The organism is Desulfuromonas sp. CSMB_57 (genome assembly GCF_020194955.2).
GTDB lineage: Bacteria > Desulfobacterota > Desulfuromonadia > Desulfuromonadales > Syntrophotaleaceae > JAFCIY02.
Window position 1 is genome coordinate 62,551 of sequence record NZ_JAFCIY020000036.1, and the last position, 20,952, is coordinate 83,502.

At 62.6% G+C, this 20,952-nt stretch carries 19 protein-coding genes; 9 read left to right on the plus strand and 10 right to left on the minus strand.

Annotation, left to right across the window (positions count from 1 at the left end; all coding sequences use genetic code 11):
• Nucleotides 1–205 precede the first annotated feature (205 nt).
• From JQN68_RS10815 to JQN68_RS10825, 3 genes are all read left to right on the plus strand, one after another.
• Entirely contained in the window at nucleotides 206–688 is a 483-nt protein-coding gene (locus JQN68_RS10815; RefSeq protein WP_225072123.1) for a DUF456 family protein, read from the plus strand.
• A 77-nt stretch (nucleotides 689–765) separates the two neighbouring features.
• Nucleotides 766–1,191 carry a VOC family protein gene (locus JQN68_RS10820; protein ID WP_225072122.1) on the plus strand — a complete coding sequence of 142 codons (426 nt, stop codon included), beginning with the start codon at nucleotides 766–768 and terminating at the stop codon, nucleotides 1,189–1,191.
• 148 nt (nucleotides 1,192–1,339) lie between these two features.
• On the plus strand, nucleotides 1,340–2,077 hold the full coding sequence (locus tag JQN68_RS10825; protein WP_225072121.1) for a dienelactone hydrolase family protein: 738 nt from the start codon (nucleotides 1,340–1,342) through the stop codon (nucleotides 2,075–2,077).
• Nucleotides 2,078–2,103: 26 nt separating this feature from the next.
• Here the strand turns inward: JQN68_RS10825 and JQN68_RS10830 are convergent, their stop codons facing one another.
• Together JQN68_RS10830 and JQN68_RS10835 are read right to left on the minus strand one after the other, a co-directional pair.
• Nucleotides 2,104–3,888 carry an ABC transporter ATP-binding protein gene (locus JQN68_RS10830; RefSeq protein WP_225072120.1) on the minus strand — a complete coding sequence of 595 codons (1,785 nt, stop codon included), beginning with the start codon at nucleotides 3,886–3,888 and terminating at the stop codon, nucleotides 2,104–2,106.
• Nucleotides 3,885–5,615: an ABC transporter ATP-binding protein gene (locus JQN68_RS10835; protein WP_225072119.1), complete on the minus strand. Its 1,731-nt coding sequence runs from the start codon at nucleotides 5,613–5,615 to the stop codon at nucleotides 3,885–3,887. The genes JQN68_RS10830 and JQN68_RS10835 overlap by 4 nt, the downstream gene beginning before the upstream one ends.
• Before the next feature lie 199 nt (nucleotides 5,616–5,814).
• Here JQN68_RS10835 and JQN68_RS10840 point away from each other — a divergent pair, with 199 nt between their 5' ends.
• Nucleotides 5,815–6,495, plus strand: coding sequence for a PilZ domain-containing protein (locus JQN68_RS10840; RefSeq protein WP_225072118.1), 681 nt, complete (start codon nucleotides 5,815–5,817; stop codon nucleotides 6,493–6,495).
• A 51-nt stretch (nucleotides 6,496–6,546) separates the two neighbouring features.
• Here JQN68_RS10840 and JQN68_RS10845 read toward each other — a convergent pair whose 3' ends face one another.
• Genes JQN68_RS10845 through JQN68_RS10855 form a run of 3 tightly spaced genes read right to left on the minus strand, consistent with a single transcriptional unit; the run spans nucleotide 6,547 to nucleotide 9,841 of the window.
• On the minus strand, nucleotides 6,547–7,542 hold the full coding sequence (locus JQN68_RS10845; RefSeq protein ID WP_225072175.1) for an alpha-L-glutamate ligase-like protein: 996 nt from the start codon (nucleotides 7,540–7,542) through the stop codon (nucleotides 6,547–6,549).
• Complete coding sequence (locus tag JQN68_RS10850) at nucleotides 7,542–9,062, minus strand: inactive transglutaminase family protein (protein WP_225072117.1); 1,521 nt, start codon at nucleotides 9,060–9,062, stop codon at nucleotides 7,542–7,544. The genes JQN68_RS10845 and JQN68_RS10850 overlap by 1 nt, the downstream gene beginning before the upstream one ends.
• Entirely contained in the window at nucleotides 9,059–9,841 is a 783-nt protein-coding gene (locus JQN68_RS10855; RefSeq protein ID WP_225072116.1) for an ATP-dependent zinc protease family protein, read from the minus strand. Before JQN68_RS10855 ends, JQN68_RS10850 begins: the two co-directional genes overlap by 4 nt.
• 258 nt (nucleotides 9,842–10,099) lie before the next feature.
• Between JQN68_RS10855 and lexA the strand changes: the two genes are divergently transcribed.
• From lexA to JQN68_RS10870, 3 genes are read left to right on the plus strand one after another with little or no spacing between them, the layout of a single operon-like run.
• Nucleotides 10,100–10,702 carry a transcriptional repressor LexA gene (lexA, locus tag JQN68_RS10860; protein ID WP_225072115.1) on the plus strand — a complete coding sequence of 201 codons (603 nt, stop codon included), beginning with the start codon at nucleotides 10,100–10,102 and terminating at the stop codon, nucleotides 10,700–10,702.
• Nucleotides 10,703–10,706: 4 nt separating this feature from the next.
• Nucleotides 10,707–11,888, plus strand: a complete 1,182-nt coding sequence (locus tag JQN68_RS10865; protein ID WP_225072114.1) for a DNA polymerase Y family protein — start codon at nucleotides 10,707–10,709, stop codon at nucleotides 11,886–11,888.
• Nucleotides 11,885–14,878 (plus strand): DNA polymerase III subunit alpha, encoded by a 2,994-nt coding sequence (locus JQN68_RS10870; protein WP_225072113.1) that lies wholly within the window; start codon nucleotides 11,885–11,887, stop codon nucleotides 14,876–14,878. Before JQN68_RS10865 ends, JQN68_RS10870 begins: the two co-directional genes overlap by 4 nt.
• A 225-nt stretch (nucleotides 14,879–15,103) precedes the next feature.
• Here JQN68_RS10870 and mgtE read toward each other — a convergent pair whose 3' ends face one another.
• Nucleotides 15,104–16,456, minus strand: coding sequence for a magnesium transporter (gene mgtE / locus JQN68_RS10875; RefSeq protein WP_225072112.1), 1,353 nt, complete (start codon nucleotides 16,454–16,456; stop codon nucleotides 15,104–15,106).
• Between the two features lie 659 nt (nucleotides 16,457–17,115).
• The gene (locus tag JQN68_RS10880) at nucleotides 17,116–17,628 is read right to left on the minus strand and encodes a peroxiredoxin family protein (protein ID WP_225072111.1); all 513 of its coding nucleotides are present in this window, start codon (nucleotides 17,626–17,628) and stop codon (nucleotides 17,116–17,118) included.
• Between the two features lie 254 nt (nucleotides 17,629–17,882).
• On the opposite strand from JQN68_RS10880, the gene JQN68_RS10885 reads away from it, so the two are divergent.
• A complete protein-coding gene (locus JQN68_RS10885) occupies nucleotides 17,883–18,272 on the plus strand; it encodes a C2H2-type zinc finger protein (RefSeq protein ID WP_225072110.1) in 390 nt (129 codons plus the stop codon).
• A 179-nt stretch (nucleotides 18,273–18,451) separates the two neighbouring features.
• On the opposite strand, the gene JQN68_RS10890 is transcribed toward JQN68_RS10885, so the two are convergent.
• The 3 genes from JQN68_RS10890 to JQN68_RS10900 all read right to left on the minus strand — a co-directional run bounded on the left by JQN68_RS10890 (nucleotide 18,452) and on the right by JQN68_RS10900 (nucleotide 20,466).
• Nucleotides 18,452–18,661 (minus strand): hypothetical protein, encoded by a 210-nt coding sequence (locus JQN68_RS10890; protein WP_225072109.1) that lies wholly within the window; start codon nucleotides 18,659–18,661, stop codon nucleotides 18,452–18,454.
• An 82-nt stretch (nucleotides 18,662–18,743) separates the two neighbouring features.
• Nucleotides 18,744–19,781, minus strand: a complete 1,038-nt coding sequence (locus JQN68_RS10895; RefSeq protein ID WP_225072108.1) for a YhdH/YhfP family quinone oxidoreductase — start codon at nucleotides 19,779–19,781, stop codon at nucleotides 18,744–18,746.
• A gap of 121 nt (nucleotides 19,782–19,902) precedes the next feature.
• Entirely contained in the window at nucleotides 19,903–20,466 is a 564-nt protein-coding gene (locus JQN68_RS10900; protein WP_225072107.1) for a TetR/AcrR family transcriptional regulator, read from the minus strand.
• 128 nt (nucleotides 20,467–20,594) lie between these two features.
• Between JQN68_RS10900 and JQN68_RS10905 the strand changes: the two genes are divergently transcribed.
• A complete protein-coding gene (locus JQN68_RS10905; protein WP_225072106.1) occupies nucleotides 20,595–20,930 on the plus strand; it encodes a PadR family transcriptional regulator in 336 nt (111 codons plus the stop codon).
• The last annotated feature ends 22 nt before the right edge of the window (nucleotides 20,931–20,952 follow it).

The following is a 20,952-nucleotide window of genomic DNA, read 5'->3' on the forward strand; positions in this document are numbered from 1 at the left end:
GGTGGATGAGTTATAAAGCGACATCGTTTCAATTTTACGCTTTTCACACGCAGATCACCACCTGCCGACGATAAAAGCTTGTCCATGTTATATTTGCAGAAAGGAAAAGGGAGCAGGCTGGCTGGAAGCGATGCAAAGACAAGGCTGCCTGGCCCGTTTTTCGCAACCCTCCGGCCGGCACCACCCTGCTCTTGGGAAGGGAAAAATGACCTTGGTACTTTGGCTGCTGGCCGCAATCCTGCTCCTGGCGGGTTTGGCGGGCCTGTTGCTGCCCGCCCTGCCGGGCCCGCCCCTGGTGTTTGCCGGGCTGTTCTGCGCCGCCTGGGCGGAGCGATTCGTCTACGTCGGCACCGCCACCCTGTTCCTGCTGGGCGGTCTGGCCATTCTCGCGACATTGGCCGATTTTGCCGCCGGGGCTTTTGGCGCCAGACAGTTCGGCGCCACGCGGCGGGCTGCCGCCGGCGCCGCCATCGGTGCCCTGGCGGGTTTGTTCTTCGGACTGCCGGGCATCCTGCTGGGACCGTTCCTGGGTGCGGTAACCGGCGAACTCACCGCCCGCAAGGACCTGCAGGCCGCCAGCCGGGCCGGGGTCGGCGCCGTCATCGGCCTGGCCCTGGGACTGGCGGCCAAGATGGCCCTGAGCTTCGCCATGCTCGGACTGTTCCTGACGGTGCGACTGTTGGCCTGAGACGGCGACCGCAGGCCCAGTGCCGGCACCTGGCAATCGTTTGCCGGAATCAACAGAAAACACGGGAGGCAAAAGCAATGCAACCACGCATCAGCATGATAACCCTCGGGGTCCGGAACTTGGCGACAGCCATCCGGTTCTATGAGCAGGGACTGGGGTTGCCGAGGATGGAATCCCCGCCCGAGGTGGCGTTTTTCACCCTCAACGGCAGTTGGCTGGGGCTGTACGGACGCGAGGCCCTGGCCGAGGACGCCGGAGTTTCGCCCGCGGGCAGCGGCTTCTGCGGTTTTAGCCTGGCCCACAACGTCGATTCGGAGACGGCCGTGGATGAAATCCTGGCCCTGGCCGTTGCGGCCGGCGGCCGGTTGATCAAACCGGCCCAAAAGACCTTCTGGGGTGGGTACTCAGGCTACTTCGCCGATCCCGAGGGATATCTTTGGGAGGTAGCCCACAATCCCTTTTTCTGGGTGGGCCCCAAGGATGAACCGCCGCGAACCGGCTGATCGGCCAAAGGATACCGCAGGCATTGGCCGGCTTCCAGGCAACTGGCGGTTTTCGGCGTCGACTCGCAATGGCTCTGCGCTACCTGCCACCTCCATGCGGTGGAGCACCCTGACACCAAACGCCCACGGCAAACAAAGGAGAAACGTCATGAAATCCGTCCTGCTGTTCTGCACCCTGCTCTTGCTCGCCACCAAGGCCGGCGCCGCCGGTCAGGCGGTCACCTACAGCTTCGCCGAGGAACGTTTTGAGGGCTTCTTTGTCAGTCCCGCGCCGGGGGCGCCGCTGGTGCTGCTGATCCACGACTGGGACGGACTCAACGACTACGAAGTGCAGCGGGCGGAGATGCTGGCGAGCATGGGCTACGCCGTTTTTGCCGCCGACCTGTTCGGTCAGGGCCTCCGGCCGACAGCGCTGGAAGACCGGCGCCGCCTGACCAACGCCCTTTACCAGGACCGGGCACGCCTGCGCGCACTGCTGCAAAGGGCTTTGGATACCGCCGAACAGCAAGGCGGGAAGGTCGATAACGCCGTCGCCATGGGCTACTGTTTCGGCGGCGCTGCGGTGCTGGAACTGGCCCGTTCGGGAACGGATCTGAAAGGCTTCGTGTCTTTCCACGGCGGGCTCACCACCCCGGCTGGTCAGGATTACGGCCGCACCCGCGGCAGCCTTCTGATTCTGCACGGCACCGCCGACAGCAGCGTGACCATGGATCATTTCGCCGCCCTGGCGGTGGAACTGGAAAAAGCCGGCGTCCGTCACGAAATGATCACCTACGGCGGCGCCCCCCACGGTTTCACCGTCTTCGACAGCGACCATTACCGTCGGGATGCCGACGAGAAATCCTGGCAGCGTTTCCGCGACTACCTGGCCGAAACCCTGCGCTGAAGGCAGGCGACAGCGGAAAAAGGCGATCAGGGCGGCAGAGCCGATGGTTCGTCGAAGGTCAGTTGCTGCAGTTGCCAGAGGCGGGCGTAGCGGCCGTTTTGCGCCAGCAGTTGCTCGTGGGTGCCGATCTCCCGGATGCGGCCCCGATGCAGCAGGACGATGCGATCGGCACCCTGCACGGACCGCAGCCGGTGCGCGATGACCAACAGGGTCCGGCCCTGCCGGACCCGTTCCATAGTCTGCTGCACCAGTTGCTCCGTGACCGGATCCAAGCGGCTGGTCGCCTCGTCGAACAGCAGAATGGCAGGTTCCGCCGCCAGGGCGCGAGCCAGGCAAAGGAGCTGGCGCTCTCCCGCCGACAGGTTGCGGCCGCGTTCCTGCAAGACGCCCTGGAGCCCCCCCACTCGCGCCACCGTCTGCCAGGCGCCGCAACGTTCCAGCAAGGACTGCAACCCTGCATCGGACAGGCGCCACAGGGGATCGAGATTCTCGCGCACCGTCCCGGCGAACAGAAAGGGATCCTGGGATACCCAGCCGATGCGGCGCCGGACCGCCACCGGATCCAGTTTGACAAGATCCCGGCCATCGAGCAGAATCTGACCCGCGCTTGGCGGGTAGAAGCGTAACAAGAGCCGGCCCAGGGTGGTCTTGCCGCTGCCCGTATCACCGACAATGCCGATCATTTCACCCGGCGCGATGGCCAGGTCGATATCCTTCAGCACCGGTTCCCGGCCATCGTAGGAGAAGGCCACGCCGTCGAAGCGCACCGCCCCCGCGCCGTCGTTCATCATCGTATCGCCAGGCACCTCGGTCGGCTGATCGAGCAGCTCGAAAATGCGCTCCAAGGATGCGTTGCTGGTCTGCAGCAGGGAATATTGTCCGCTCAGCTTGCGCAATGGCGCGAAAAATCGCTGCACGTATTCCAGGAAGGCCACCAGGGTGCCGAAGGTCACCGCGCTCCGCAAAACCGATACCCCGCCGGCCCACAGGACCCCGGCGATGGCCAGGGCGGCCAGCGTCTCCATGGCGCTGAAGAGAAATACATCCCAGCGGATGGACGCGAAATTGCTGATGCGGTAATCCTCCTGCAACAGGTCGAACTCCTGCAGGGTGCGCTGCTCCTGACCGAACAGGCGCACCGTGCCCACCCCCGCGATGCGTTCCGCCAGATAGCCGTTGAGCCCGGCCAAGCGGGCCCGCACCTGGCGCATGGCCTGGCGCATGCGACGCCGGAACAACAGCAGCACCACCCCCAGCAAGGGCAGCAGAGCAAACGCCACCAAGGTCAGGGCCGGACTCAGCCAGAACATGGCCGCAACCACCAGCAGCAGGGCCACGACCTCGCCGAAGGACGCCGCCACCCCGGAACCGAACAGTTCGCCGATATTTTCCACGTCACTGGTCAGGCGCGTCACCAGGCGACCGGAGGGGTGCCGGTCGAACCAGGCCACCGGCAGCTGCAGCAAATGCCGGAAACCGCGCCGACGCAAATCGGCGGCCACCTGCTGACCAACCCCCTGGGCCAGGTAGCCCTGCCAGAATCCGATCAGGCTTTCAACGCAGGCCGCCGCCAGCAACAGCAACGCCAACCTGCCCAGACCGGACATCCGTCCCGGGACGATATGATGATCGATGGCCAGTTTGATCAACAAGGGCTGCACCAGGCGCGCCGCCGTGGCCACTGGCAACAGGGCCATGGCCGCAACGGCCAGGCCCCGAGAGGGGCCCAGCAGGCGCAGGAAACGACGGAACAGGGCCCAGTCCAGATGCCGTCCCGTCATCTCATCCAGGTCGAACATGCCGCGCTTCATGCCAGACCCTCCAGTTCCCGCTGCAGCCGTTCCTGTTCCATAATGCGCGCGTATACCCCGCCGGCGGCCAGCAGGACGGCATGGGAACCCACTTCCACCAGGTGTCCGTCCTCCAGCACCAGGATCTGATCCACCGTCGCCAACAGGGCCGCCCGGCTGGTCACCAGGAAAACGGTTTTACCTGCCATCAGGGGCCGCACGTTGTGCCACACCTTCTGCGCGGTGGCGGCATCGAGATGACTGAAGGGATCGTCCAGCAGCCACAGAGCGCCCTCTCTGGCCAATGCCCGAGCCAGGCAGATCCGCTGCCGCTGACCGCCGGACAGGGCCTGTCCGCCCTCGCCGACCCGGGTTTCGTAGTTTTGTGCAAAACCGGCCACCTCCGCCTGCAGGCCGACGATGGCGGCCAGGCGCTGCAGCAGGATGTCATCCCCATCCGGCACGGCATACAAAAGATTTTCCCGCAGGGTGCCGGAAAACAGCCGGCCCTCCTGGGGCACCATGACCACCCGCCGACGATGGGCGTTCCGGTCGAGGCGGGCCAGGTCCTGACCGTCGACCAGCACCTGGCCCGCCGGTGCCGGATAAAGACCGGCCAGCAGACGCAGCAGGGTGGTTTTGCCACAGCCCGTCGGACCGGTGACGCCGATCAGGGTGCCGGCAGCAACCTGGGCCGCTACGCCCCGCAGCACCGGCTGGTCGCCATAGGCAAACTTCAGGCCCCGGAAACACACCGCCGGCGCCCGCTCCGGATGAGCCACCGGCAGAGCCCGCGGTGCTGGTGCGAGATGCAGGATATCGGACAGGCGCTCGGCACTGGCGGCGCCGCGCTGTACCAAGCCGAGAATCCAGCCGAGCATCAGGGTCGGCATGGCCAACTGCGCCAGATAGGCGCTGAAGGCCACCAGTTCCCCGAGGGACAGCTGCTGGGCGATGACCCGGCGGCCGCCGAAATAAAAGATCAGCAGGGTACTCAACGGGGCGATGAGGGCCATGCTCGGCCCGATGGCGTTGCGCAACCGGGCCAGCACCAGGCTGGCGGTCAGGTATTTCTGATTGAGGGTGTCGAAACAGGCGCTGCGCTGCTCCAGCAGGCCATAGCTGCGAATCACGGCCTGGCCGCTGACGCCCTCTTCCAGGGCCTCGCTGACCTGTCCCAGCCTCCGTTGCACTGCCGCCGAGGCCGTCATCAATCGCTCGGAAAGGTAGCGGGTCAACAGCAACAACAACGGATAAGGGAGCAGTGCCACCAGAGTCAGGCCTGGAGACAGGCCCAACAACACCACCAGGGTCATGGCATAGACCATCAGGGTGTTGATGAAAATCATCATGCCGAATCCGGCCAGGGTACGCAAATTGCCGATATCGTTGCTAAATCGTGACAGCAAATCGCCGGTGCGAAAGCGATCGAAAAACGGCCCGTCCTGCTCCAGCAGGCGGGCCAGCAGTTGCCGCCGCAAATCATTTTCCAGGTAACAGGCGGTATTCAGAAAGTGATGGCGCGAGCGGGTGCGGGTTCCATAGCGCAGCAGCGCCACCACCGTCAGCAGCATGCCGGCCGTGACCAATCCGCGGCCGTTGCCGGCCTGAACCTCGTCGATGCCCACCTTGAGCAACCAGGGTGCCAGCAGTCCCAGCAGATCCGTCACCAGGAGCCAGCCCAGCCCGATGAGGAGGAGCCGCCGATACTTTTTAAGAAATGGCAGTAACAAGGACAAGCTGCGCATGGGGCTCCCATCCCGGATGGTTTTCAGGCGATGCGAACGGCTTAACGCCTGATCCGGGTTAAGCATACCCGGTTTGGCCATTATCCCAATTAAGAAAACGGTTTTCTGTTACAATCGCTTTAATGGTTTCCCGTTTGCCCCCCATCCTGGCGGGTCGCCTGGTGCAGTCGACCCGCAAAAGCCGAATGGATCTCCCTGCATGAGCCATGTTTTGATATTCGACCGTCATCCGCCAACCCTGGCCATTTACCGCCGAGCCCTCGAAGAATTGGGCGCCGATTGTGAAACGGCCGGTAATTTTACGGAATTGAAGCAGACCCTGCTGCAGCGGCCCTTCAATGGCGTGGTCATCGACGTGCTCACGGCGGTCCGGGCGAATCCGGAGGAGAAACTCCTGCTCCAGGAAATTGCCGAAGCCTATCCGACCCTGCGGGTGCGCTGGGATGCCGGTGCCGCCCGTATCCGCGGACTGGTGTTCGGCAAATCCCTTGCCGGGGATCACCCCCTGCGCTACTTTCTCGAGCATGTATGCCGCAACCACCCACCCCGCGCATTCCGCGCCAGCAGACGCCATGCGATCCATCTCAACGGCCTGCTCTCTCGGGACAGCGAGTTTCCGCCGGACCAGCTCGAACGTACCGTGACCCTCGACATTTCCCTCGGCGGATGTTTTCTGGTCACCTTCGACGACCACTGGGAAAATCAGCAACATGCCTGGCTGCAATTGCTGGAACTGTCCGACCCGACACCCATCAAAATCATAATCCGCCGCGTCAACCCCTGGGGCAAGAAGCCGAGCATTCCGGGTCTCGGCGTGGAATTCCTGCAGCTCCACCCCGATCAGGCGGAAGAACTGCGGCAACGCTTCCAAAAGCGATAGATTGCTGCCCAAATCCGCCTGCGGTCTCCGCAAAAGGCATTTTAACCGCCGTCACACGGACGGTTGCAAGCTGACGGAAGGCCGATCAAACCGCTTCTGCTGCAAAGGAACAGCAAAAGCCTTGATGGCGTACAGCACCCGCTCCTCGGGCATGCAGGGCACCGCGGCCCGCGTTTCCAGATGACCCAGACGTGGCCGCAGCCCCTGGCCGTTGGCAGCCTGGATGGCGAGACCGGGACGGGCGTTGAGTTCCAGCAGCAACGGCCCGCGGACACCATCGAGGACGATATCAGCCCCCAGGTAGCCGAGGCCCGTCATTTCATAGCAGCGCGCCGCCAGCAGCAGGATATCCCGCCAACCGTCGATATGGAGCTCCCGCAAGGGCCTTCCGGTGTCCGGATGCACCTGCACCGGGCGGTTGAACTGGATCGCCTTCAGAGCCCGCCCTGTCGCCAAGTCCAAGCCGACGCCGACTGCACCCTGGTGCAGGTTGGCTTTGCCGTCCGAAGCGTGGGTGGCCAGACGCAGCATGGCCATAATCGGATAACCCCGAAATACAATGATACGCAGGTCGGGAATTCCCTCATGGGAATAACCGGCAAAACGGCTGTCCAACTCGATGAGATCTTCGATGAAGGCGGCATCGGGGGCGCCGGAAAGGGTGAACAGGCCGGCCAGGATGTTGGACAGGTGCCGACGAAGGGCCGGCAGGTCCAGGATCCCGCCGCTGGACTTGATGAACTTTCCCTGGCCATGCCGGCGGATGATCAGGATGCCCTTGCCCCCCGAGCCGCGGGCCGGCTTGATGGCAAAGGACGGCAGATCCGCAAGGTATTTTTCGAGGTTGCGGATTTCATGCTGCTGGCGAAACACGAAGCGCAGATGGGGGGTGGGAATACCGTGTTCCCGAGCCAGCAGCTTGGTCTGCAGCTTGTCATCCACCAGCGGGAACAGGCGGCGGTCGTTGTAACGGCCGATGATGGCCAGATTGCGGCCGTTCATGCCCTGGATGCCGAGCCGGGCCAGCTGCAACGGCGATATCCACATCAAAGGGGCCGCTCCACAAAAAACCGGAAGCGCCGCAGTTCCAGCAGGCGGTAACCGGTATACTGCCCCAGCAGCAGGATCAGGGCCAGGGGGACCAGGTTCAGTTCCGGATAATTGAAGCTGAGGTGCCGAACCGGAGCGCAGCTCATCAACCCGTAGGCGATCAGGGCGACCAGCAGGCTGCCGCCCCCCTGGCTCAGCACCTCGCGCGCCCCTTCCTCTTCCCAGAGCACGGACATGCGTTCGATGGTCCAGGCGATGATGACCATGGGAAAGAAGGTCAGGGTCATGCCGGTGTTGAGGCCAAGGCGGTAACCGACCACGCTCAGCAAACAGATAAGAAAAATCACCGCTATCACCAGGGCCGCAATGCGCGCCACCAACAGCAGGTTGAACCGCTCCAGGCAGCCACGCAGCACCAGACCCAACGCCACGATAGCAACGAAACTGGCCAATCCCGGGAGCAGGGCGCTTTGCAGGAAGGCGACGGCCAGCAACACGGGCATGAAAGTACCCGCCGTGCGCAGACCGACCAAAAGGCGCATGAAGACCACCACCAGCACCCCGACCGGCAGCAGCAGCAACAGCTTGAGCATGCCCTGCTCTTCCACGGGCAGATGATGGATGTCGAACTGCGCCAGTCCCGCCACCCCCATCTGCTGGCGAGCCAGGGCCAGGGCCGGGACGGCTTGACGCAGCATGGAAAAACCCACCCGCGAATCGCGGCCCCCCGTAACATCCAGGAGGGAACGGCTGCCGCGATGCCAGAGCAGCAGATGCTCGGGAAGCCCCTGCCTGCCGCCGGCGAGGTCGAACACCTGCCACCTTTGGCCGGTAAAAACCTCGATGATGGGAATCAGCTCCTGTCGGCGCCGGCCATCCTCCAAATTCAATCCCAGGGACAGACGGGTCGGTACGCCGGCCTGGCGCAACAGCAGATCCAGGCCGGCAGCGGGCGACCGGGAAGTGAGCAGCAGGGCGGCATTCTGTCCCGGCTCGGCGGCGGCCAGCAGCCGCAGGAGTTCACGGGCCAGGCTTGCCGGACCACTCGAGGTGGCCTGCGCCGCCGCCAGCAATTGGGCCGCCGCCGTGGCTTCCGCCTCATCCCGGTAAACCGGTGCTGCTACTGCCGGCGGGGCGACCGCAGCCTCCCGGCCCTGAGTTTCAGGGATAATCTGCACCTTGTAATAGAGGGTCTGCGGACCCCGCGCGGTCCGAATGGTCCACTCCCCGCGACGCTCGCCCTGCTCTTCAACCACGGCAAAACCATAGCCGGGCGAGGCCGATTGTTCCATGGCGATGCGAAAGCCGGGCGGCGCATCGGGCAGATCCAGGCTGACCGTTACCGGCACGCCCTCGGCTTCGAAATCGATCCGCGCCTCGACAAACCACACCTCCGCCTGTTCCCCCGGCCGCAAGGGAACGCGGAAACGCGTATAACGCCAGGTTGCCACGCCCAAAGCCAGCAGCAGCAACAGCAGAGCGGCACACGAGACCGGATGGCGTTGCACCCATGTCATGGGGCCGCCTCGCCGGTACGGGGGCGGACGCTCCGCTTCCTGCCGACATCCACCACCATGACATCGCGGAGCACATTGCGGCCGATGAGCAGCGGATATTCCAGGTGGGTCCTGCTGGAAAGGGTGAACTGAGCGGTTTGCACCATGCCGCCAAGGGTAATTTGGAGTTCCACCACCGGCCGGCGTTCGCCTTCCGCCCGGCCGGCCTGAACGATGCGCACCTGGCGGACAATGGGCCTTTCCAGTTGCGCCTTCTGGCCGCTTTCCGGCATCTGCACCTCAAACCGCACCCAGGGCTTGCCATCGCGCTCGAAGCGCTGCAGGTTCCGGGCATCCAGGGATGAGGTCGCGGCGCCGGTGTCGATGCGCGCCGGCAGGATAATGCCCGGCGGCCTCACCAACACGTCCTCCACCGCACCGATGACCTTTTTGTCCGAAGACGACACCGCGGGCAGGGACTGTCCCTCATGGTCCGAAAGGCTGCAGGCTGGGGCGGAATCTTCCGGCAACAGACACTCAACCGGCGCGGGAGGCCGTTCCGACCAGTCCTTCAGCCCCTGCACCAGAGGCAAAATTTCCTCCTGAGAGCGCTGCAATGCCTGTCGCAGGGCCGCCTGCTCCTCGAGCAGCATCGCGACCTGCACCTGCCCCGCCCGGGCCTGCTGCTCCAACCCCTCGAGTTCCGCCGTGCGCACGAGGCGGAAACCGGGGTGGCAACCGGCCAGCAGCAGCGCGATCCCGCCGCAGCACACCCATCTCGTCACAGATTCAAGCCGCATACCCGTCCTGTCGCTCCTCCTCCCGCCTGGCACGCGTCACCGGCACAGGGAACTGGGGAGACCTGCTCATTTCACGATAGCAGCTTAATGTAAAATTTGTCGTGAGTTTTGTCAATCCGGTGTGCCGCAGTCCGAAAGAGATGCCCGCAAAAACGGATTCATTCCAACAAGCGGTCAGTCGCGCTATCCCCTCTTGACTTACGCAAAACCTGCGCATATCCTTAATCCATATCAGTCATCGATCCGACGGAGACGGCCATGGGCACCCTGACCCCGAAACAGAAAAAAATCCTGGATTTCATTGAAGCGTTCACCGCCCGCGAAGGCTATCCACCGGCCCAGCAGGAAATCGCCCGGGCCTTCGGCTTCCGCTCTTTGGGCACAGTGCAGAATTACCTGGTGCGCCTCGAGCGCGAAGGCTTTCTGACCAAGCCCTGGAATGCCCGGCGCGGCCTGCAGGTGTTGCGGCCCCACGGCAACGGCTGCGAACTGCCCCTGGCGGGGCTGGTGGCCGCCGGCAGGCCCATCGAAGCGGTCGAGACCCCCGACAGCATCGAGGTGCCGGCCTCCATGCTCGGCGCGGGGCACAACTTCGTCCTGCGGGTGCAGGGGGAGTCCATGATCGGCGACGGCATCCTGGACGGCGACTACGTGGTGGTACGCAAGCAGGCCCAGGCCGATAACGGCCAGATGGTGGTGGCGCTGATCCGCGACGAGGCCACGGTCAAGCGCTTTTACCGCAAGGGGCGGTATATCGAACTGCATCCGGCCAACCCGGCCATGGCGCCGATCCGGGTCGAGGACGAGGAGAGTTTTCGCATCGAGGGGGTGGTGGTGGGCGTCATCCGCCACTGTGCCTGACCCCATGGAACGGGACATCCTGCACCTGGCCATTCCCGCCTTCGCCATCGCCCTGGCCCGGGTCTCGGACCCGGACCTGCGCCGGCGCCCGGTGGCGGTGGCCCCCGGGAATTCGGAACGGGCCCTGCTGCAGTGCGTCTCGGCGGAGGCGCGTGCCGAAGGAATCTGCGAAGGTATGGCCGTTTATCGGGCGCGGCGCTGCTGCCCGGCCCTGATTTTGCTGCCGCCCGAGCCGCGGCAGATGGCCCGCGGCATGCGGGCGCTGCAGGAGTTGGCCGGACGCTTTTCGCCGCTGTTGGAACCGGCCGCGCCCGGCCGGCTGTTTCTGGATCTGACCGGCAGCCGCCGTCTGCTCGGCCCGGGGCGGGATGCGGCGGCCCGCCTGGAGCGGGAACTGGGCCGGGACCTGCGCCTGGCCGGAAGCGTCGGGGTGGCCGGCAACAAGTTGGTGTCGCGCATCGCCGCCGGCTACCTGGAGCAACCGGGGGTCTGCGACATCCTGCGGGGCAGCGAACGTCATTTCATCGGCCCCCTGCCCGTGGCCGTGCTGCCCGGAGTCGGCCCGGCCCGCTCCCGGCAGCTGCTGCAGGATCTCAACCTGCGCCGGGTCGAAGAGGTTGCCGCTCTCTCCGTCGCCCAGCTGCGCCTGGCCCTCGGCCCCTTCGCCCCCCTGCTGCACCAGCGGGCCTGCGGCATCGATCCCTCCCCGGTGCGGCCGCCGCAGCGCGCCCCGTGCCTCGGCGAGGAAACCTATCTGACGGCGGCGGACAACGACGACAGCGCGCTGCTGGCGGCCCTGTGCCGCCTGGTGGAGGACTGCGGGCGGCGGCTGCGCCGCCTCGGCCGCCAGACCCGGCAACTGACCCTGACCCTGATGTACGCCGACGGCGTCACCGAACGGGGCACGGCGCGGCTGCCTCTGCCCCACGACCTGGATCTGCCCCTGCTGGCCGCCGCCGAGGAACTGTTCCTGAAGAGCTGCCGGCGGCGGGTGCGCCTCAAGGGCCTGCGGCTGGACTGCGCCCGACTGGAGAGCGGACCGCGACAGCTGGATCTGTTCACCGCCGCCCCCGCCGCCCCCGCCGCGCCGCCTGTTGCCGCGACCCTGCAGCAGGCCCTCGACCGGCTGCGCGAGCGCTACGGCATGGGCGCCCTGCGCTGGGGCCGCAGCCTGGAGGGACCATGACCGATTTCGTCGCGCTGCATGTCCATTCCAGCTTCTCGCCCGGCTGGGGCGTGCACGGGGTGGAGGAATTGTGCGCCGCCGCCCGGGCCATGGGGCTGCGGCGCCTGGCTCTGACCGACCGCAACGGCCTGTACGGCATCCCCCGGTTTCTGGAGGCGGCCCGGGCGGCGGGTCTCGCCCCCATCATCGGCGCCGAGGCCCTGGCCGGCGAGCACCGGGCGGTGCTGCTGGCGCGGGACGCCGAGGGTTACGGCAATCTCTGCCGGCTGCTCTCCGAACTGCACTGCCGCAGCGACTTCGACCTGCCCACGGCCCTGGCCCGCTACCGCCGGGGCCTGTTCATCATCACGGACCATGCGGCGGTGCTCGCCCCCCTACGCCGCCCGTCGCCGGAGGGGCTGTTCGTCGAGCTCTCCCCCGGCCACGGGATGCACCGGGCCCTGGCCCTGGCCCGCCAACTGCGACTGCCGCCGGTGGCCACCAGCCGGGCGACCCTGCTGACGGAGCAGGACCTGGACCTGCATCGGGTGCTGCGGGCGGTGGCCCTGAACACCAAGCTCTCGCGCCTGAAACCCGGAGAGACCGCGACCGACGTCGATATTCTGCAGTCGCCGGAAAAACTCATCCATCACTTTCCCCACTGTCCGGAAGCCATGGAGAACGCCGCCCGCATCGCCGGCCAGTGCCGGACCGACTGGGATTTCTCCGCCACCATCTTTCCCGCCTTTCGCGGCCTGGCCGAAGAGGAAGCCTTCGCAGTGCTGCAGCGCCGCGCCGACGATGGCGCCCGCCGGCGCTACGGCCGCATCGATGCGACGGTGGCGGCCCGGCTGCACAAGGAACTGGCCATCATCCGCGACAAGGGCTTCGCCCACTACTTCCTGGTGGTGGAGGAGATCGCCCGCCAGTCGCCCCGCACCTGCGGCCGGGGCAGCGCCGCCGCCTCCCTGGTCGCCTACTGTCTGGGCATCACCCACGTCGACCCCATTCGCCACAACCTGTTCTTCGAGCGTTTTCTGAATCCCGGTCGCGTCGATCCGCCGGACATCGACATCGACTTTCCCTGGGACGAGCGGGATGCCGTACTGGATTTCGCCCTGGCCCGCTACGGCGCCCACCGAGCGGCCATGGTCGCCAATCAGGTCGGCTTCAAGGGCCGCGCCGCCCTGCGCGAAGTGGCCAAGGTCTTCGGCCTGCCCGAGGCGGAGATCAGGGCCGTCACCGAGCGCATTTCCGGCTATTGGAAGGCCGATCAGACGGCCGGCGCGGTGCGCACGCACCCCCTGTTTCGCGGTGAAGCCCTGAACGAGGACTGGCAGCGGGTGCTGCACCTGGCGCAGCGCCTCAGGGGCCAACTGCGCCACCTGTCCCTGCACTGCGGTGGGCTGGTGGTGGTGCCCGACGAATTGCGCCGTTACGTGCCGGTGGAGGTGTCCGCCAAAGGGCTGCCGGTCATCCAGTGGGAAAAGGAGCAGGCCGAGGCCGCCGGGTTGGTGAAGATCGACATCCTCGGCAACCGTTCCCTGGCCGTCATCCGCGACGCCCTGGAGGCGGTCAGAAAGAATACCGGCCGCGACATCGACTACGCCTCCTGGCAGCCCTTGGATGACGCCGCGACCCGCAAGCTGCTGCGCGCCGGCGAGACCATGGGCTGCTTCTACATCGAGTCGCCGGCCACCCGGCAGTTGCTGAAAAGGATGTTCGACGATGAAGAGGCCACCGCCGGGGCCGATCTGTTCGAGCATCTGATCATGGCCTCCTCCATCATCCGGCCCGCCGCCAACACCTTCATCCGCGAGTTCGTCGCCCGCATGCGGGGGCAAAGCTGGAACTGCCTGCATCCTCTGCTGGACGAGGTCCTCGCCGAAACCTACGGCATCGCCATCTACCAGGAACAGATCACCCAGGTGGCCATGGCGTTGGCGGATTTTTCCGCCTTCGAGGGGGATCAACTGCGCAAGATCCTCAGCAAGAAGCACAAGGAGAAGAAGCTCGCCGACTATCGGCAGATGTTTCTGGCCGGTGGCAAAGCCAAAGAGATCCCGGAGGACACCCTGGCGGAGGTCTGGGCCCAAATCCTCTCCTTCGCCGGCTACTCCTTCTGCAAGCCTCACTCGGCCTCCTACGCCCTGGTCAGCTGCAAGTCGGCCTGGCTAAAGGCCAACTATCCGGCCGAGTTCATGGCGGCGGTCATCGCCAACGGGGGCGGCTACTACGCCCCCTTCGCCTACCTCTCCGAAGCCCGGCGCCTGGGCCTGCGGGTGTTGCCCCCCGATATCAACGCCAGCGATGCACCCTACACCGGGCAGGGCCATAACCTGCGAGTCGGCCTGATGCAGATCCAGGGCCTCGGCCGCCAGGCCCTGGATCTGCTGCTGCGGACCCGCCGCGAAGGCGGGCCGTTTGTCGACTTCCGGGATTTTCTACGACGGGTGCGGATGGCGAGCGCCGACGTCATGCTGCTGATCAAGGCGGGCTGCTTCGACGTCCTGGAAGGCCGGGAAAGGCGGCCGACCCTGCTCTGGCAGCTGCTGGCCGACCGCCATGATTGCGACGGCGGCGGCCTGCTGTTCGCGGAGCCGGTCGCCGTACCCGACGCGCCGGCGTACGACAACGAGACGATACTGCGCCAGGAGCGGGAATGCCTGGGGATGCTGCTCTCCTGCCACCCCCTGCTGCTGCACCGCCGGGAACTTGCTCGCCTCAAGCCGGTGCCGGCCAACCAGCTCCGGCAATGGGCGGGCCGCTACGTGACCATGGTCGGCTGGTGGGTGACGGGCAAAACGGTGCAGGACAAGGACGGCCGGCCCATGGAATTCGTTTCCTTCGAAGACACCACGGCCCTCTTCGACGTCACCTTCTTCCCCCGCGCCTACGAGCGCTTCTGCCGCCAGCTCACCCGCCACCGGCCCTATCTGCTCAAGGGCAAGGTCGAAGAGGAATTCGGCGTGGCGACCCTGAATGTGGAATGGGTCGGCTTCGTGGCATGAGGCGGGACGAACCGGAAGGTCTGATGCCCTCCCTCCGTGCCGCCATCACAGTGCAAAGCTGAGCAAACAAAGAGAAGGTGAAGGTACCGTCAGATATCCGTCAGAGAAGTTGAAACCGGCAGGCGGAGGATGACTGAAGGCCGAAAAAAGAACGGTTTTCGCGCCCCCTTTTGCAAAGGGGCGCGCAAGAACGGATGGCACCGGCCACGGCCTGCTGCAAAGACCTTATTGCAGCCCGAGATACCAGGTGGCGATGCTGAAGTAGATGATAACCCCTGCCATGTCCGCAAGCGAAGTGATCAGCGGAGCGCTGGCGGTAGCCGGATCGAGGCGCAGGCGGGTGAGAAGGAACGGCAGGGACATGCCGATAAGACTGCCGACGAGGACCACCGCCACCATTGTTATAGACACCACGACGGCGATGTCGGGTCCGCCGCGGAACATGCCGATGAGGGAAACGGCGGCACCCATGCACAGGCCGATGCCGAGGGCGACGCCAACCTCCTTGGTGAGCAGGCCCAGCCAGTCCTTCAGACGGACGTCGCCGACGGCAAGGGCGCGCACCATGAGAGTCGCCGACTGCGAGCCGGCGTTGCCACCGCTGTCGATAAGCAAGGGGAGAAAGAAGACGAGAGCGACGGCTGCCGCGATGGTATCCTCGAAATAAGCGATGCCTGCGCCGGAGAAGATGTTCATAAAGACCAGCACCAACAGCCACGGCAGCCGCTTGGCTACCAGAAACCCGATTCCCGCCTCGCGCAGACTGGTGTTCATCAGGGAGGCGGAGCCGCCCATGCGGTGAAAGTCAATCGTCGCTTCAGCTTCGGCAACATCCTGGGCGTCGTCGAAAGTGACGATGCCGACCAACGCCTCGTTGCCGTTGGTAACCGGGATGGCGATGAGGTCGTATTTGGCCATTTTCCTGGCCACTTCCTCCTGATCGTCTTCGACCTTGGCGGTAATCAGCTCCCGATACATGATGTCCTCGATACGAGTGTCGGGACGCGCCAGAATCAGGGATTTCAGGGAAACGAGACCAAGCAGGCGGCGCTGGGCATCGATGACATAAGCATAATAGATGGTTTCCTTGTCAGGAGCCTCAAGCCTGAGCTTGTCCAGTGCCTGGCGAACCATCAGGTCCGGACTCAGGGTGGCATATTCCGAAGTCATCACCGCACCCGCGGTGCCCTTCTCATAGGAACCGAGTTTGCGGATGTCCTCACGCTCGGCCTGCGCCAGCAAATGCAGAATTTTTTCGCGCTGTTCTTCGGGAAGCAACTGGATGAAGTCGACACGGTCGTCCGCATCCATGTGCGAGATGATACGGGCCAACCGGTCGTTGGACAGCAGAGCCGCGAATTCGACCTGGTTTTCCGGCTCCAGATGAGCCAAGACAAGAGCATATTGCTCAGGCTTGAGAGCATCCAGAACCTTTCCGGCATCCGCCGGCTCCATTTCGGTCAACAAGGAGGCAAGATCGGCGGGATGCCAGGCGACGCACCATTCGCGCAACGCCTGCCGGTCGCCACTGCCAATAAGATTCAGGATTTCGGTGTGGATCTGAGGGGAAAGTTCCATAGTCACCTCCGGAAATTTGCTCCCGCGCAAAGCGGAATTCCGAAGACGAACCAGGACCGATTCAGGCGGAAAGGTTCAAAAGCAGCGGAATCCCTGTTAGGGCGAAAGCGGACTGAGAGATCTTAGGGTGTTGCGGCCAGAAGCCGTAACTACTGCCTTCGTCCATCTGCAACTCCAATAAGGGTGGATAAAAACGGTCCGTACAGCGCGAAAACTTCAGACCGCCGCACACTCTACTCCTTGTTTACGCATAAAGCAATGGACTATTGAATTCTTTTGCCCGCGTCCCGGGCCGGGTTCGTGTCCGGATAGGCCTTCAACCCGCCGCTGCAGGCTCAGCGCTTTTTCATCATCGGACGTTCGACACCTTCGACGACGATTTCGCGAGACACAACCGCGGATGCGCCCAAAGCGCGCGGAAAGAGAAGCAAAACGCCGCCGAATATCGCCGTCATTCCTAAACGTGAGAGGGGGCGAGCCCCCCACGATAGCCGATCGTATCAGTATTCCAGCATTCGCGGCAAAGTTGTGGCCTGCTCGATCCACTTGGCAACCTCTTTTTCAGAGAGCACCCTGCGGGTCGCTTCTTGGTCTCGTTGACTTCGGCCATGGCTTTGGTGAGATTGGCCAGCGTTAGCGAGACCAAGAAGCTGGCTCGATCACTCAATTCCTTTGGCCTTTTCAGGCAAGACTGCGAATTTTTCGTTCAAATCCTTGGAGGACAACTGCATGCCGTCATAGACGACTTTGAAATCGGGATCGATAATGATGACGCGCGGAACAACGAAAATCCGATAAGCCTTCTGGGCCTGCCCGTTATCAGGGAAAGCATGAAAAGGCACCGGAAACCGTTTCCCGGCAACATACTTCTTGATATGCCTGGGCTTGTCGTCCAGAAAGATTGTCAGAACCGTTATCTGCTTTTTTTTCAGCAAGGATTGGGTTTGCAGCAGGTCGTCGACTTGGGCTTTGCAAGCCGGGCACCAGGTTGCGCCAAAAACGAGGACAAGGTTCCGTCCTCTAAAGCTGGAAAGTCGCATGCGTTTGCCGGTCAAATCCGTCAATGCCACATCGGGAGCCGGTTCACCGGGAGCCAGATATGCCGCGGCAGGAACAACATGGACTGCAAGCAGCAAGCATCCAATCAACGCAATCCGGGCAGTGAGCCGCATAGATTTTTTCTCCCCTAAATAAGAATGATTAAAAAAATAACCTGTCGGGCCATTGAAAATAGGCCATTACCTGTAAGAATTCAAACATCAGGCAAATGATTTTCAATTGTACCAGCCATGCATACCCATTACCACCTTTCGAAGAAGCCCATTAAGAGGAGGTGATAAGTTTACCAAGAACCATTCCTACAAAGCTTTTCCATCGGCCAGAGAGAGCACTTACAGGTTCCAGCAACTCAAGGGGAGGAATTAAAATGTCCAGACTTATTTTAGCAGCATTTTTTGTTGCGGCATTGTTCGTGTACGGCTGTCATACAACGCCGATGGCCAGGCATGACCATGCCCACGACCAGGGAAGCGAAAAAGTCTTAATCAAATGTGCCACTTGCGGGGTGGAATTCACCTCCAGGGCAGCGGCGGTCGAACACATGGCCGAACATCCTGAACATGAATTTACCAAATCGAGTACCCCTTTGATCCAATGTGCCACCTGTGGAGTGGTTTTTACTTCCGCTGCAGGCCTGAAACAACACATGCAGGAGCACCCCGAGCATAAGGCAGCTCCCTTGATCAGATGCTCGACCTGTGGCGTGGACCTCACTTCTCCGGAGCAATGGAAAGAACACCTTAAAATGCATAAATAGATTTTTCAATTTTTAATACTTTCCATGCCAAATGTTTCCAGCACTACTTAATAAGAAAGGCAGCATATTACAAACCAAGAGTTTTTGTTACTTTGGTCTCCTGTATGAACAGGCAATGCTCAACTCCAACGCTGTAATATGCTGCCGACCTTTCCCCCAAATCCTACAGGCAGGCTGGCTCAGATTCTGTAGGCAGCCTCGAACGCATTGGTCATGCCGTCCAACAATTTTCCTACGGTGGCGGCATCGCCGAGAATGTCAAAGGCATATTGGCGTTTTATCGCATCGGCAGGTGTGTGACTGGGCTTGACACCGATGGCCAAATGAACCTGATGATCTGACCAGGACTGTTTTGATTTCGCCTTCAGAAGCCACTCGGGCTCCCGCATCGCCCATTTCCAGCACTTCTACACGAATGAAAAGAAAAGACCTGCCTTAACCTGACCACACCCTTCCTTGACTTGGTGTTTTTTAAAACAATCTTACCACCACTCGCCCGCTTATGCCGCCTGCAAGAATCTGCTGAATCCGGCTCTCCATATCCGCCAGGGATACCTCTTCGACCAGGTCCGCCAACTGTTCCGGCTTCCATTCACCGGCCAACTTCCCCCAAACCCGCAACCGCAGATCGATCGGGCAATGGACCGAATCGATGCCGATCAGGCTCACTCCTCGAAGGATGAAGGGATACACGTTCATGGTTAGATCAACGGAACTCACCAATCCACAACAGGTGACCGCGCCGCCATAACGGGTCGACTTGACGGCCGCCACCAGGGTTTCGCCACCGACCACATCCACCGCTCCGGCCCAGCGTTCCTTCATCATCGGGCGCTCAACGCCATCAACCACCTGCTGGCGCGAAACGACCTCCGACGCCCCCAAAGCGCGCAGATAGCCTTCAGCCTCCGCCTTGCCGGTGGCGGCAACCACCCGATAGCCGGCCCGGGCCAGGATCGATACCGCCAGACTACCCACACCGCCGCTTGCACCGGTAACCAGCACCTCGCCATCTCCCGGCCGCACGCCGGCCTCGGTCAGTTTCAATACCGAAAGGCCTGCGGTCAGTCCGGCGGTGCCAAGGGCCATAGCCTCCCAAAGGGTCAGCCCGGCGGGCAGAGGAATCGCCCATGCCGCAGGAATACGAATGAACTGACCCCATCCGCCGTCGGTTTCCATCCCCAGATCGTAGCCGGTAATCACCACCTGATCGCCCGGCGAAAACCGGGCACTGCCAGTCGCAACCACTTCTCCGGCGGCATCGATACCTGGCGTGTGGGGGAATTGCCTGGTGACCCCCGGATGCCCGGTGGCCGAAAGGGCATCCTTGTAATTGAGGGAGGAATAATGAACCCTAACCAGCAGATCCCCGTCGGGAAGATCGTCCACGGAGCGGGTGACGATCTTTCGCACGAATTGTTTGTCCGCGGTTTTTTCGACTTCCAATGCGATAAATTCCTGGGTGGGATTCAGGTTCTCATTGCCTTCGGTAACGGTTTTCCCTGTCATGACTGCCTCCCTTGGTTGTGGTGAAAAAAACCCTTTTTTCATCTCGGTAACAGGTTATCCCTTTGAGGGCCATCCGCAAGACTACCTATCAGTTGGTAGACAGAAAAGAAAAATTTTTTTGTCATGTCTCCCAGCAGGAGATCAAGGCCTCCGTCGCCCGCCGAAAGGCATTGACTCCCCCATGCGCCCGGGCGGCAATCTGCGTTCCTAACAAAAACGTGAAAAAAGCATAGGCCGTGTCCTCGACCTTGCCGGAGAAGGACAATGTCCCTTCCGCGAGCCCCTGTTTGAAGGCAACGGAAAAAATATCCACCGTATGCTGAATCGTGTCTTCGAGAATGAGGCACGACCCATTCCCAAGCGTGTTCAGATCGGCACTGATGGTACCGACCAGACAGAGTTTCTGATTCTTCAGGCCATCTTCAAAAACCCCTGCCAACTGTCGCAATTTTCCCGGAGCACTGCCCGCGGATTCGACGATTTTCTGATAATGATCTCCGTAGGAAACCTGGCAGCGCCGCAGCAGTTCGTCAACCAGGTTTTCCTTTTTCGGAAAATGATGATGAATGCTGGCCTTGCGAATCCCAACACTGTCGCTGATATGCTGGTAACTCATGGCGTTGAGGCCCACCCGCTGGATGAGGTCTTCGGCAACATCAAGAATTTTGGTCCGCGTATCGTTCATGGCAACAAACCTATCAGTAGGTAGATACACTGTCAATCCGAAAATGCTTTGAGCGTTGCTACAGATACCAACGCTGGATTGGAAATGAAGGGTTGACTCTATTACGAAAATCGTATACGTTTTTCGTTATGAAATTACAGTATCCCGACATGGCTGCGGTCAACAAGGAAATCCTGCTCGGTTTCTGGAAAATTCACATCCTGCACCACGCAGCCGAAGGGCCGGTGGTGGGACAATGGATGCTCAGGGAACTGTGCCGACACGGCTACGAGGTCAGCCCGGGAACCCTCTACCCGATGCTCAAACGGATGGAGGGGCATGGCTGGCTGCGCAGCGAGGTCGATTCGGCACGGGGACCAAAGGCTCCGCGCAGCTATTTTCTCACCGAGCAGGGCCGGGAGGTACTGACCTTGGTCAGATCACAGGTCGAGGAATTGTGTCGGGAGTTGCAGGACGGGTTTTAGCCGCCGGCACGACTCATTGCCA